This is a genomic window from Microbulbifer agarilyticus S89, assembly GCF_000220505.1.
Taxonomy (GTDB): Bacteria; Pseudomonadota; Gammaproteobacteria; order Pseudomonadales; family Cellvibrionaceae; genus Microbulbifer; species Microbulbifer agarilyticus_B.
This window is the reverse complement of record NZ_AFPJ01000008.1, coordinates 24,482-39,046: the sequence shown is the minus strand read 5'-3', so window position 1 is coordinate 39,046 and position 14,565 is coordinate 24,482. Positions and strand designations below refer to the sequence as shown.

Annotated in this window: 9 protein-coding genes; 4 read left to right on the top strand and 5 right to left on the bottom strand. The window is 51.9% G+C overall.

The window, feature by feature from the left end:
* Nucleotides 1–51: 51 nt before the first annotated feature.
* Both AS89_RS16680 and AS89_RS0102205 read left to right on the top strand, forming a co-directional pair.
* Entirely contained in the window at nucleotides 52–936 is an 885-nt protein-coding gene (locus AS89_RS16680; protein ID WP_010130652.1) for a hypothetical protein, read from the top strand.
* Between the two features lie 49 nt (nucleotides 937–985).
* Nucleotides 986–1,759 (top strand): hypothetical protein, encoded by a 774-nt coding sequence (locus tag AS89_RS0102205; protein ID WP_010130651.1) that lies wholly within the window; start codon nucleotides 986–988, stop codon nucleotides 1,757–1,759.
* A 43-nt stretch (nucleotides 1,760–1,802) separates the two neighbouring features.
* Here the strand turns inward: AS89_RS0102205 and AS89_RS0102200 are convergent, their stop codons facing one another.
* On the bottom strand, nucleotides 1,803–2,510 hold the full coding sequence (locus AS89_RS0102200; RefSeq protein WP_138976351.1) for a hypothetical protein: 708 nt from the start codon (nucleotides 2,508–2,510) through the stop codon (nucleotides 1,803–1,805).
* A gap of 170 nt (nucleotides 2,511–2,680) precedes the next feature.
* Between AS89_RS0102200 and AS89_RS0102195 the strand changes: the two genes are divergently transcribed.
* Nucleotides 2,681–3,661, top strand: coding sequence for an alpha/beta hydrolase (locus tag AS89_RS0102195; protein WP_010130648.1), 981 nt, complete (start codon nucleotides 2,681–2,683; stop codon nucleotides 3,659–3,661).
* Nucleotides 3,662–3,727: 66 nt separating this feature from the next.
* Here AS89_RS0102195 and AS89_RS0102190 read toward each other — a convergent pair whose 3' ends face one another.
* From AS89_RS0102190 to AS89_RS0102180, 3 genes are all read right to left on the bottom strand, one after another.
* Nucleotides 3,728–4,897 carry a low temperature requirement protein A gene (locus tag AS89_RS0102190; protein ID WP_010130647.1) on the bottom strand — a complete coding sequence of 390 codons (1,170 nt, stop codon included), beginning with the start codon at nucleotides 4,895–4,897 and terminating at the stop codon, nucleotides 3,728–3,730.
* Between the two features lie 305 nt (nucleotides 4,898–5,202).
* The gene (locus AS89_RS0102185) at nucleotides 5,203–6,693 is read right to left on the bottom strand and encodes a sugar porter family MFS transporter (protein ID WP_010130645.1); all 1,491 of its coding nucleotides are present in this window, start codon (nucleotides 6,691–6,693) and stop codon (nucleotides 5,203–5,205) included.
* A gap of 185 nt (nucleotides 6,694–6,878) precedes the next feature.
* The gene (locus AS89_RS0102180; protein WP_010130644.1) at nucleotides 6,879–9,422 is read right to left on the bottom strand and encodes a glycoside hydrolase family 3 protein; all 2,544 of its coding nucleotides are present in this window, start codon (nucleotides 9,420–9,422) and stop codon (nucleotides 6,879–6,881) included.
* A gap of 234 nt (nucleotides 9,423–9,656) precedes the next feature.
* On the opposite strand from AS89_RS0102180, the gene AS89_RS0102175 reads away from it, so the two are divergent.
* The gene (locus AS89_RS0102175; protein ID WP_029249718.1) at nucleotides 9,657–10,829 is read left to right on the top strand and encodes a helix-turn-helix domain-containing protein; all 1,173 of its coding nucleotides are present in this window, start codon (nucleotides 9,657–9,659) and stop codon (nucleotides 10,827–10,829) included.
* 190 nt (nucleotides 10,830–11,019) lie between these two features.
* Here the strand turns inward: AS89_RS0102175 and AS89_RS0102170 are convergent, their stop codons facing one another.
* On the bottom strand, nucleotides 11,020–14,544 hold the full coding sequence (locus tag AS89_RS0102170) for an Ig-like domain-containing protein (RefSeq protein WP_010130642.1): 3,525 nt from the start codon (nucleotides 14,542–14,544) through the stop codon (nucleotides 11,020–11,022).
* Nucleotides 14,545–14,565 lie beyond the last annotated feature (21 nt).

The following is a 14,565-nucleotide window of genomic DNA, read 5'->3' as shown; positions in this document are numbered from 1 at the left end:
ATTTGATATATTATTATAACATTAGGACTTTGAGAATAGTGATTTACGGTAATGACTGACACCACCTCCACGCCTGCATTGGGCCCATGCAGCCTGGCCACCCTCGCGAGCAGTGACGCGGCGCGCCTGGTCGACGACTATTGCAGCCACCTGCACTGCCATGTGCTGGCGAGCGATACGCTCACCGAGCCCATGGCCGAGCAGTGGCAGTGCGCGGGACTCGCGGGAGCAACCTACTGGGTACTTGGAAATGCCAACGGCCGTGCGTGGCTGCGTATCGTCGACGATGCAGGCGCAGAGCCAGCCAAGCCCCTGCAACGCGCCGGCTGGATGGCGATGGAAATACTGGTAGAGGATGTGGACGGCCTGGCAGAAACCCTCGAAGGCTCTTCCTTTGCGCAGTTGCGTCCGGTCGCGAACCTGGAACTGAGCGATAAGATCCGCGCGGTACAGGTCCAGGGAGCGAACGGGGAACTGCTGTATCTCACGCAAATCTCCGGTGAGGTGCCGCCCTTCCAACTGCCAACCGCCAGCTGCGCCGTCGACCATCTATTCATTCCGGTACTGGCCAGCAGCAACCGGTCCGAATCACTGGCCGGCTACGAATCTCTTGCCGAGCACAGTGGCCTCTCATTCGCTACGCGCGTAACGGTCATCAACCAGCTACGCGGGCTGCCCATGGAGAGCCAACACCCACTTGCCACCTTGCAACTAGCGGACAGTAGCCTGATCGAAATCGATCAGCTGGAACAGCTCGCCGCTCCCACCAAAAGCTCGCAGACGCTGGGTGGCGGTATCGCAATGGTGACTTTTTACATCGACCAAATTCCGCAACAGTTCACCACATACCAGCACCAGCAGGCGCCGTACAATGGGCGCCGCAGCTGTACTTTGTATGGATATGACGGCGAAAGAATTGAGTTGATAGAACGCTGATCCACCAGCACTAAAACACAACATCAAAAATAAGTAACAAGAGAAGCTCATGCCCTACCGCAGCATCCGAGGACGTATTCGCTACACCAGCCACAAACCCGAGCGCTTTGGTGAAGAACGCGGCCGCGAGTACTTCAGCATCACCCAGCAAGCCGATGGCACGGATGTGCTGCAAGCGCACTGTGAAATTGACGACGCGCCCAGCGTTACCCGCGATATCGTGCAGGCACTCCGCCACAGCGACTCTGCGCCGCTCGATTGCTCGGTGCGACTGACCGTTGGCGACAAATTTGAGGGCACCGGATGGTTCCGCTTCACCGACAAACTGGCTGAGTGCGAAACCTTTAACCAGCGCGATGGACGCATCACCCAGCGCATGGAGCTAGAGGCACCCGTACAGTGGATGCAGTGCCACCCGATTGCCGGCGACGGCCTGCTGATGCGCCTTTACGACCTCTCCCAGGGGCCCGGTAAGCAACACTTCCCAAACATGATGCTGTCATCACCCGATCATCGCGGCGCAACCGGCCCAATGCTGTTCAAGATGGGGTTTTCGTTGCTGTATGTGGGGGAAACAGAAATCACTGTCGAGGCAGGCACTTTTCACGCGCGGCATTTTCAGGTGACTGATACCGCAGCTGACCTGCCCGAAGAGCACCCGCCGTACAACGTTTGGGTCACGGCAGACGACGACTATATTCTGCTACGTGCAGAGGTGGGCGGTTATATGCAGACCCATTACGAGCTTGCCGAGCTCGACTACTTCGCGGCGCAGGACGGCAAAACCGAAGCCAGCAAACCCGCAGTGGAAACCCCAGCCTGAGCACCTCCACGCTAACGTGCCCCACCGCGACGTTGAACCGGCGCTACTCCTGCAGCGCCGGTGCTTCCACTTCTCCCTGAACCAGCTTGACCAGATATTCCGGCGCGATCATGGTGCAATAATGTGTACCCATAAAGCTGTCGGGAACTGGCATAAAACGTCGGTACTCCACGTGCAAACCCTTGATGCGCAGCTTTAAGGTATCCCCCTCACTATAGGCCACCTGATAAATTTCAGGACGCAGCCAAAACGGGCCGATCGACACACTCTCCTCATCATCCGCCGTAATACGCTCCCGCGGCACGGCAATCTCCTCACCCCGCTCTGCTAGCACCTGATAAACATCGTCCAGCATTTGCGCCTGCCAGTCGTGACACGCGCGATCTTCTTCCGCAATCGTGAAGTTTTCACTAGCCGGCTGTGCCGTGAGAATGCGCTCGGCCGTTTTCATTTTGCAGGCAATCGATACCGGGAAGTCTGCGGATTCACCGTTGGCGAGCTGATAGCCCGCGTACTGATGCGTTGTCAGCGGCTGCGCCAGTGGCTTGGATTTTTTGAAGGTGGTCCAGTAACTACCCTCTCCATACAGGACGTTCTCTACGGCCAGATCTGTGCCGGCGATAAACTGCTGCACCCGCGCACAGAAAGCGTCATCTGTCACCAGGGGATAAGTGCTGCCCTCTTTCGCATACGCATCGATAGAGGCTCCATAAACGAGGCCAACAAACATCAGAAAAAGAGGTGCTTTCACGCTGTTTACCTTCAATAAAAGTTTAGGTCAGGATTGCTCGCAGAGTACGTACCCGCGGCAAGTTCAGATCATGGATACCCCAACTCAGGTTCCCGCGAATTGACAAAAATCAATCCCCACAACAAAGTGGCCAGCTAATCTCGAATCTAGATTTTTTGAGGCTGCCTTCCATGTATATGACTCGCTGCATTTTCGATGCGTTCAAAATCGAGTCTTTTCAGCCCCCTTACGATACGGGTATCGCCCGAATTTACTACCCGGCTCAATACAGCGGCTCGACAAACGAACAGGATACCGGCCTGATCCCGGCAGACGAAAGCCTCGCGCCTTATCCGGTACTCATCCTGTTCCACGGTATGAATACGGATTCCGCCGGGTACCGCTGGCTGGCAGAAGCACTGGCACCTCTGGGGATCGCGACCGTAACCTACCAACTGGTATCCGAGGCCACCTACGGCTCAAGAGCGGTAACGCCAGGCATCGACCTGGAAGCGCTCACGCCAGAGAAGTTCGGCACAGCCCCTTCGGCCCAGGCGGCTCAACCTATTCTGGAAATGCTGGAGCGGCTGAATAGCGATAGCTTGCTGGCAGGAAAACTTGACCTGACACGACTGGCATTTGGCGGCCACAGTGCTGGCGGCACCCTGGCACTGCTCAACGCCAACCAGGAGTGGTTTCCATCGCTCCGCGCTGTGTTTACCTATGGCGCCCACACCGGTGTATCCACGGCGCTCGGCTGGCCGGAGGAAACCCTGCTACCTTTCCCACCAGACTTGCCGCTCCTGCTAATGGGGGGTGAACAGGACGGCTGTATCGCCCACAGCGCCCGCCACTACGGTGATGCGACTCCCGGCGCAACCGCACGTATCGAGCAAACCTTTGAGAAAGCCGTACCGCAGAATAACGGCAACAACACACTGCTACTGTTCAACGAGGCCAATCACTTTGCCATTTGCACACCAGCAGATGAAACCTGCGGCCGGGGTTACATCGACACCCCAACAATCTCTCATCATGCGCGAGAGTCTCTAGGCTATGTAATCTGCAATTTCTTGCAAGGCTTCCTATGCGACGAACAGGACGCGTTTGAGATGTATCGCGCACTAGAAAAAGCCAACCGCCCTTACATTAGCCAACTAGCCCGCAAGTAACCCAAAACTAACTGATGTCAGATTGAACACATACTTATCGGTAACCCTGTATAAGAGCATCGGGGATTACTCATAGCGAAATTTCTTCCATCCGCGCAGCAATGGAATAACGATCTGCGACAACAATGCAGTAGCCCAAATAAGGTTACCTACAATAGACGGCACATGCGGAACCACAAAAAAGCAACCTATTGCCACAACGATACCGAATACACGTACATCCGCCCGGCCAAAGTCAGTAGCCACACGATGCTCAATAATGTGCTGCAACGCCCAGAGCATGGCAATGTAACCGGCAAGACCGAAGCAGCCTATCGCGGCGTATTTGGTCGGATACGGCTCCCAAAAATCTACTTTTACTTCGGCGGCAAGCGCTACACCAACCATCACTCCGCAAATCATCAGCCCCAGATGCGAAAGCCACCATTTCACCAACGTAGCCAACTTGGTATCTCTGGTTTTTCCATTTCCAACAAAATCAAAGTAAACCCAACACATAACGAACATCGAGATTCCGCCAATGACGAAATTCACTAAAATATCCGGAGCAACCTTGTCTATACCCTTCTGAGACAGGGAAACAACCATCTTGAAAAAACCTTCTCCCAAAACAATCAGCGTCAATAATCCAAATCGCTCCGCCATATGCCCAAGCCTTGGAGCAAACCGCTTGTAACGTAGTACCGACACCCGAGGAACCATATACAGAATTTGCGTTGAGACCATAGCGATGGCGAATACCCAATACGCATAGGGCCTTGGCAGAAAAGCTGTGACCGCAAATACCATCGCGAACAACGAGAAGTTTCTAATCTGCTCATTACACATCGACTGCGCAGAAGCAGTATTACGCCGCGCCCTAAAATAGAGTAAGGCAAGCATTGCCCTGTTGACGGCAAACCCCAGGGCGAAATAAGCCCACCCGCACCCATCGATTGAGGGTATTGCAGCCGCCATAAACATCACTGTGCACGTCATGATGCACATGATGATGCGATGCCACAGGTCGGTACTGACATAGATCGAGTTGAATATACTGAGCTCACCCCATGCATACCAAAGCACGATGAACACGCCACAGAATACCAAGAACCCATCGAGATTCAGATGTTGGGTGAGATAGTTTCCCAGCAGAAAAATAGCGACAACGTGTATCAAGTCGTAGAAGAGCTCAGCCCAGTGAACATGGTCGTGCACATCATCGAAATCTAGGTGGTGCTGCGGCTTACGCCACATTGGGTGGTCTTGCAGGGCAATACGGAAAGCACTCTACGGGTGAAAAACAACCAAGAATACCACCTTTAGACTCAGATCTTCTCATGAATCAGAGAGACACATTGCTTTCGGTTGGGTGCAAAACGCCAATGAGTGAAGCAGCGCCTATTGACGCATGACGGGAAACTGGAAATATAGGTATTTTATGCGGTGAAGTGACGATAGCACTCAGAAAAGACAAAAAAGCCCGGGGTCACCCTGAACCAGTCAGGGTGGATTCCTCCGGGAAACGAGAAAGCGCGCCTGGGTTAACTGACGCTAGAAAATCAGCCCTGCATTTGTTCTAGTTCACGCCCCTTTGTCTCGCGCACATATTTGCTGACAAAAAAGCAAGAAAATAAAGCGCAAACCGCATAGATACCGTAACTTCCGGAAAGCTGAATGCTGACCAGGAGTATCGGAAATGAAAGGGTAATACCGAAATTGGCAAGCCACTGAGCAAGGCCGGATACCGCTAGACCGGAACCACGAATTTGATTCGGAAACATCTCCCCTAGCATTACCCACATCACCGGCCCCCAAGATGCATTGAAAAAAACCACATAGGCATTGGCGGCAATCAATGCGATAGTACCTACAGAGTCCGAAAGACTCAGAGAGCCAGATGCATCAAGGGTCGCTTGCGAAAAGGAAATGGCCATTATCGCCAGCGTCAGCGCCATACCGCCGGACCCGAACCAAAGTAGAGGCTTGCGGCCAATCTTATCCACCAACATCAGAGCGCTAATCACTGCGGCAATACTCACAGCACCCGAAACCACATTAATAAGCAGCGCATCGCTCTCAGTAAACCCGACTGATTGCCACAATATCGCGCCATAATAGAACACGACATTGATCCCCACCAGCTGTTGAAAAACAGCCAGGCCGATACCGACCCAAACGATTCTGCGCAGTTTACCGGTGCTTGTGTCCTTCAGATCGGAGAGGCGGGGGCGATGATCATCGGCGAGAGATGCGCGAATATCCTGCGTTTTTTCTGTCGCTGCACGCTCCCCGAACAGACGGGTCAGTACCGAGTGCGCCCTGTCACTAAACCCACGGGCGACCAAAAAGCGTGGACTTTCGGGAATAAAGTAAAGGCCCGCCAGAAAAATTGCCGCAGGAACCAGCTCGATCCAAAACATCCAGCGCCAGGCTTCGAAGCCCATCCAGAACTCAGTGGTAGAGGCACCCGCAAACTTGGCAATGGCGTAGTTACTTAGGAAGGCCGCCGTAAGGCCGCAAATAATTGCGACCTGTTGGACGGTGGCTAGCCTCCCCCGGTAAGCGGCGGGCGCCACCTCACTAATATATGCTGGTGTCATGACACTTGCAGCGCCGACGGCAAGGCCGCCAAGAATGCGATAAAAAACAAATTCCAGTGACCCCGTTGCTGCGCCAGAACCCCAGGCAGATACAATAAACATGACAGCCGAGGTGACTAATAGTGCCTTACGGCCATAGTGGTCGGCCAGGGTACCAGCAAAGAATGCACCAATGGCACAACCCAACAACATGGAAGCCACGTTAAAGCCGGTACCAGCAGTATTAGAGTTAAATGCGGTCTGCAGGCCCTCCACGGTACCATTGATCACACCACTATCGAATCCGAACAGGAAGCCGCCAATGGTGGCAATACCACTGATTGCAATAATCAACCCATGATTGGTTTCGGTAGTAGTATTTTCGACGAGGTTCTCAGGAGATCCGACTCCTGACGCAACGCTTGCACTTGCGTCGATCGCCCTACCACTGCTGCTGATGGTTGTATTCATTTTTTATTCTCTCACTTACTAAACGCCGTTTGTCGGCTCTGACTTTTATTTCGCCCACGTTTGTCGCGGCATTGGTGGCACGGCTAATGAGCACAATTTCCATGTTCTCAATTAGAAGTTACTGTGTAATTTCAGAGGCATGGCAATCCCCAGCACGGATGCGCACTGGGGGGCGGGGTTGCCGTTCAGCTGCAGTGAATTTCTGCTTCTGCTTGAGACGCGACACGCACATCATGAATCGTCAAGTCCAACTTTCCCTCTGTACGCATGTAAAAGGGCGACAGCACCATATCCATTCTTGCACCATCAGCAGCCAAACACTGCAGATCTACGGTGACGGTTTTCCACTCGCCGGGAACTGCACTCTGCAGCACTTCGGTAATGGACTTCTCGGCACCGCAGTCCTGACCGCAGTACATTCCCAGACTAACGGGATCGCTAGGTGCGCCGTCGACCTTTACATCAAAAATCAGTGCGCCGTGGTTGCCCAGATACGCAGAAAGATCGGTGCGGCTGTTCGCGAAGAAGCCTGCCATCGCACTGCCTTCGCCAGTCCAGCGAAGGCGACGACTGTCTTCCTGAACCTTGCGATCGACGGACTGCACACTGATGCCGTGTAACTTGGCGACACTACTTGAAATTATGGTCTGGTTATTTCCAGCATCAGTCACCTGGAGGCGCCACGGATCCAGAGCCCGGCCATCGAATACCGCCAGCTCTCCCTTGCCATCGCCCATTTTTAGGCCACTCTCCTCAGACAGTACGGCGATCTGTATCCGATCCTCATAACCTAGACCATAGCCGTAGTGAAACTGCGCCAGCGATTCATTTTCACCGGGATTGCGTCGAGTGGGCTGCGCATCATTAGGCCAGGAAAAAGTCAACTTGCCGGTAAAATCGTGGTTTACCTCGCCACTAATCTTGCGGAAGAGTACGTCCGCTACACCACTACCTTCAGTACCCGGTTGCCAGATCACCACAAATGCATCGGAGGCATTAATTTCCGGGTTGGTCCAAAGAGGACGGCCGGTAATGAACAGAGAAACGACCGGAATACCCTGCTCCTTCAAACGTTGCAGTAGCGCTAAATCTTTATCGCCGCTGTAGTCCAGGTTAGAAATATCACCCTGCATTTCCGCATAGGGATCTTCACCAAACACCACGATGGCCACATCCGGCTTTTGCTCGAAGCTACCATCTACCGAAAGTTCGGCGATACCGCCCGCAGATTCAACCACTGCGGCGATGCCGCCAAACAAGGAAGTTGCACCGGGGAAATCGCTATTCTGGTTGCCGGTTCCCTGCCAGGTGATACTCCAGCCACCGGACTGCTTGCCGATATTGTCGGCGCCGTCACCGGCCACCAGCACGCGCTGATCACGCGCCAGTGGTAAAAGGCTGTCGTTGTTTTTCAACAACACCAAGGATTCACGCACCGCCTGACGAGCGATGGAGCGGTGCGCCGCGGCACCGATCAGGGACTCATCACCGGCATTGGCTCGCTCGGAGGGCAGACCCGCTTCGAACAGGCCGGAGCGCATTTTGACTCGCAGAATGCGGCGCACCGCATCGTCGAGTCGCTCGGAAGAAATCTCACCGCTCTTTGCCTGGGCTACGGTATTTGCAAAGAGTGATTTCCAGCTAGGGTCCGGAGCCATAAACATATCCAAACCGGCGTTGATCGCCTGTGGGCAGCTGTCAATGCTGCAGCCATTCACAAACTGGTGTCCTGCCCAGTCGCCGACTACAAAACCGTCAAAACCCAGTCGCTCTTTCAGTACATCAGTCATCAGATATTGATGACCATGCATCTTCTCACCGTTCCAGCTGCTGAACGATGCCATCACCGACTGGACACCGGCTTCGATTGCAGAGAAGTAACCCTGGGCGTGAATATTGACCAGTTCCTCTTCACTCATCACCGCATCACCGCGGTCAATACCGTTCTCGGTGCCGCCGTCGGCCAGCCAGTGCTTGGCCGTGCCGATGACGTGTTTACCTTGCAGCCGTTCTTCACTGTCGGCTCTGCCTTGCAGGCCCTCAACCAGCTTACCTGCGTAGCTATGCACAACTTGCGGGTTTTCGGCGTAGGATTCGTAGGTGCGCCCCCAACGGTCGTCACGCACGACCGCGAGTGTGGGCGCAAAGATCCAATCGATGCCCGTCGCGCGGACTTCGGCAGCAGTGGCAACACCAATCTGACGCATCAATTCCGGGTTCTGCGTGGCACCGAGGGCAATATTATGAGGGAATAGGGTCGCACCAATTACATTGTTGTGACCGTGAACCGCATCGGTTCCCCAAATCATGGGGATTCCGACTCCACCGTCAGTCGTGTCGACGGAGGCTTTATAGTATTCATCGGCGAGCGCGACCCAGCTGTCCACGCTAGCGTGCTTGTTGTCATATGGGAAGCTACCGCCACCATTCAAGATGGCACCGATGTGGTACTGCTTCACATCTTCGGGCGTTGCGGTGCGGATCTCCACCTGTACCATCTGGCCGACTTTTTCTTCGACCGTCATTCTTGCCAGTAGTGCATCAATCCGCGATTCGATCACCGGGTCCTTGGCGATGGGAGAGGTCAACTGCGGCCAGTAGACCGCTGCATTGTCGGCATCAATACCCTCAGCATCCACTACTCCCTCCAATTTCTGCTCAGCACAACCGGAAAGTCCAATGCCAACTATCGCTCCGTAGAGGACCCCCAGCAGAATTCGCTTCTTCATCACCGTAGAACTCCCGCATCTGTTCTTTTTTCGTTAGACTTCGTATCTTTAGGGCAACCACTTTGCTTGGCCCCCACAGTTCAGCAGTCTCTGTTGTACGGTATACCCAATCGGGGTTCGTCCCACTTTTACCCCCGAGCACAAAATGAGCCGCGTCACTTTCCCAGGCGAGGCCAGTGTGAAATGGGACGAATGAGAAACCTATAAAACGATAAACTCTCCGGCGGTACGCGTATGAAACACTATCTTTTCAATATTCACGATGTGGTTCTGATCATGACAGCAGCCGAGTGTCTGTTGCTGGCTGTATTTCGATCTATTTTGCCAACACGCTCCCGCCACGATGGCCATTTATTAGCTGCTTTTTTGATCATCATAGCCTTTGCGTCCGCATGTACACTCGCATTGTGGAGTGATCAAATAACATTCAACTCTTGGGTAGAGCAAAACTTGATGCCGGCTTTGCTGGTGACTGCATTGTTACTCAAGGGACCTGCAATCTACCTCTATGTCTGCTCTCTTACCCGACGGGATTTCTCTTTCACTCCCCGCATGGCACTGCACATTGTCCCTGCGATGTTTGCCATTTTGTGGATTACCGCTTTCGATATCTCTAGCAGCGACCTACGCTATACCCCAGACCCGGGGCAAACACTCCCTGCGAAGGCCGTCACACTTGTCTGGGATTTGGTGTCAGTGATGCCCTTTCTATATGCGGCGGCAGCACTCCACCAGATTCGCCGATATCGCCACGAGCTGAATGATGAGTACTCTGACTATTCCGAGATGGAATTAAACTGGTTGACGATGCCGGTATTAGGCGTATGCATTACCTGGGCCTGGACCGCTACCGTACACATTGTGGCCAAGTTCTCTAGTGACTACGTTGCAGATTACATGGGTATCATCGACAACTACTTTTCCTTCGTACTGATCAACGCGTTTTTTGCGTATAACCTCACCTACGCACAAAGATTGCTCGCAACTAGTCCAGAGACAGAGATCCGCAAGAGCGTCCCCGAAGATGGAGAACCGTCGGAATGGAATATCGAAAAAGTGCGCAACGCAATGGAAGTCGACAAGCTTTACCTCAAAAAAAACTTGAATCTGGAACAGTTTTCCGAACGAGCAGATCTGCCTGTAAAAGAAGTTTCTGCGGTAATCAACAAGCACTTCGGCACCAATTTCTTCGAATATGTAAACAGTTATCGAGTGGAAACCGCCAAGGCACTGCTCTCCAATCCGGACAAGTCCGAAATGACCGTTCTCGATGTTTTGCTTGAATCCGGCTTTAACAGCAAGTCAGCCTTCCATCGCTTTTTCAGCCGCCTGGTTGGCATGTCGCCGACAGAATTTCGAAAAAATGCCCTTTCCGGCGGCATAAAAAGAGGAGCAGCCAACGCTTAGCGGCCGAGAAAAACGCGAAAAACGTGGCGGAGTATGCGAGTTGAATTGTTCCCGCCACCTACCGATGATTCCCACGGCTGTACCACCCACAGATCACCTTCTGCCACAATGCCATCAAGCTACTTTCGATTATTGGGGTAGTAGGGGTCTGTGGGGCCTCTGAGTAGACTAATCAACCCGCTACCAGAAACTATCGCAAATCATCCCACGGGCCGTGAGGCCATGTTTTTTCCGCCCAATCAATTAAGTCTTGAATAGCATAATCCTGGACACCAATCTCTCGTAATTTGGGAATTACTCGATAGGTATTTCTTCCCTGATATTCACCAAGATCAAATGTACATTTTTCGCTGCACGGCGAAAAATTTGCACTGTTTCTATCTTGTACTTTTCTATTTTGCGTCGCATTAGCCCAGTCCTGCGCAGTCGCATTGTTTGCATCATCCACAAAATCCTCAACCATTGCTTGCGCCAACCGGCCCCACAATGGCTGCCCTATACTTGATTGCGTATCTGTTTTCGTGGTACCTCGTGCAGTACCGTAGTAGATATACGGCTGTGCTGTACGTAAATCCAACCCCGCTTCAATACCATACTTGCCATTGGTTTGCAGTTGACGCTGCTTGATCATCGTCGCCCAAAAACGGAAACCTTGATCAATTTTTGAAAACTGCTGCAGAAGCTCTACATGGCTATATGTATAAGCAAAATGGGACGGCATGGTTTCTCTGTATCCAGTATTAAGAACCATATTCAAGTGGTACCAAGCGTTTGACTCGAAGATACCGAGCATTTGATTTTGCGTGAAGTACTGCCGAACGCCGCCAGTAGCAGTAAAGTGTGGCGGACGGTCAAACACGTTGCGACCATCTACAACCCAGCCTCGCGGCTCGCTGGCATCAACGCAACGCCCGTCAGAGCAGACGCTCCGGCCTTGTTGCATGGACTCTTGCTCTAAGTTGTTACTGTGAATAATTTCCCACATTTTTACCGAGGACCAGGCCGTCAACCCGCGCTTGGCAATTTCGATCATCTCCAACGCTTCGCGAGAAGCACTAATGTTGCCGCAACTATTCCAGTCCACAGTGGGCATGGGCAATGCGATTGCTTCAACAATATCACCATTGATGGCTCGCATTGGCTCCCCTTGTCCACAGCTATTACCTTGCCGTAACCAGTCTTTAATATCACGGGCATAACCCAAGGTTTCGCGATTGGGGCTCGTGTAAGCATCGTTATATAACAGCTTGTAAAACGGTATTGCCACATAGCGCCCTCTTGCATCGGAATTTATCGCAGGATCCAAAGTATCAAAAGCATCGTCGGGATGGATAATTGGCAGCCACTGGTTCCACTCCGGCATGGGAATGTTGATGGGTAATTCCCTTAAGTTCAGCTTGCCAAATCGATCCACTACTTTACGTACAGCATCCAGAGATGTGCCATTTGGGAAAAGATAGGGTGCAAGATCTTGGTCTTGATCAAGTATGGCATCGATACCAGCACCTGCCGCCCATTCGTGTACAGGACGGGAATCAAGGCCTGCCCCAGGCTGATAGGTCGGGTTCCAAGGCCTGGCCTGGCTTACCAGGGGGACATACAGATTGCGAATGTATGACGCAATTTTCTCCCCATCTGCATGGCTCAAACCATGGAACTTGGAGCGTTCAATAATCGAATAATTTGAAAAATTAAAGTATTTCAAATCCCGCCCGTCTGCAGCGTGACAATCTGCACAGGAAGCTTGCATCGCCCCATCAAATTCACCTCGACCATTTCCTTGTCCATCAATGTTATCAAGCCATGGATCATAGAGAGTGTTGCGCGCTTCCCATAGCGCCTTACCTTCAGCAATTTCTTGAGGTGTATCACGAGGCGGGGCCCATGAGCCTGGATCTTCATAAGCAATGTTCGAAGCATCCAAGATCATGTTTGACAAGGATCCATTTTCTAACAAATTGAGCTCGATGATGCGGAACCCGATACTCGGGGCCTCGGCGTTCTCATGCTCAAACGTGAGGATGTTTTCACCGGCAACCAAGCCACTAATTGGCACAGTCATTCTCACTGTACGAAACCCGCCACCGATACCGCCGTAGTCAGCTTCGCCACCTATAATACGAATATCGGGGTTTCCATATACCCGATCATTTTCGATAAAGTGTTTTAATGGGATTGCGGCTCCGCCATTTAGCCGGACACTGGCTTTAACTTTATCACTTTCTTTGTCCAACCGAATATCATGATAACCACAAGCGTTACAGCGTAGATATAAATGTGTAATGCTTGAAGGATCCTCAAGGTCGAAGCGGACACTCTTCGTCGTACCGCCTGGGCCGAAGACTTCAATTGGCAACAGAATAGCTTCTTCTGAAATTTCGTCTGGCGACACTGTAATAGTTACGACATCACTCTCATGTATATTTCCAGAGTTGTCTTTTGCCCTGATACTCAGTGAATGAACACCCGCACCAAGCCCATCCACGGCGAACTCATAAGGTTGTGTGTTGTCCAGACTATGGTAAACATCATCAATCCAAAGTCGAGCAACGCTAATGCCACCTTGGGCAAATGCATCCGCTCGCACAATTAGCTGATCTCCTAGGTTAACGGTGGCTCCATTGAGGGGAAATGTAACCTTTGCATAAGGGATATCCTCAGGGGATGCAATGGGTTCTGGTTCTGGGTCTGACTCTGGCTCTGATTCTGGTGCAGGTGCATTTCCTGAGTTGCACGCGGCTAAACTATCATACTCCAGATATAGAAAATCGAGGCCTCCCGCACCAGGAAACCATGATGTCGAAAAAACGTTAAAATGTACGCTATCTCCCGAGTAATCGTTCTCCAAATCCTCAAACCAGTAAGTACCAGATTCAGAATCCGTTGCATCTTGATTGGCTTTGAAGAGCCCAATATCGGGAGCAGCCCCTCGCCCAACAAAAAACTTTGGTGATGCATTCGCTTCCCCAAGGTCAAATACAATCTTTACCGCTCCGCCATCTAACCGACATGCGCATAATGTTTCTTCTGCGCACGCTATTGATATTGACTCAGGTATAGGTATGGCTACATCTTCTGGAGGGGCTGAAATCTCTGGATCTACGATATCGACTGATACAACTTCACTGTTAAGCAACTCTCCTAGTTGGTTCTTGGTGCGAACCTCCAGGGAATAAGTACCTGATGATAGATCACTAATATTGAATGCAAATGGTGCACTTTGATCGATATCCCAGTACTGGCCATTCAGCCACAAGCGCGCAACCTCAATATCAATTGGATCAAAGACATCAACGGCAACTGTCAATGTATCGCCCGCTGAAAACACTGAGCCATCTTTCGGTGAAATAATTCTGGCATATGGCTTGGGCGCTTCGATCGAAACAGTAATGGTTTGGCTGTCGATAGCATTGCCCTTTCCATCTTTCGCGCGCACCATTAGAGTGTGTTCCCCTTCTGTAAGGGACGAAAGATAAAATTTATAGGGTGCCTGATCATCTAAGTCATAATAATTGCCATCCACCCATAATCGCGCAACATCGATGCCATCTGGATCCTCAGCCTCGACAAGCACTTCGATCGTAGACCCGGCATCAAACTTGCTGCCATTGGAAGGTGATACTATTTGGGTAAAAGTGCCAACCGATAGAGCCTTGGCACTTAGAAAAAGCATTAGAAGAACAAAAACATATTTGAAAAGGTTGCAGATATTCATAAAACCAACCCAAGTTAGATT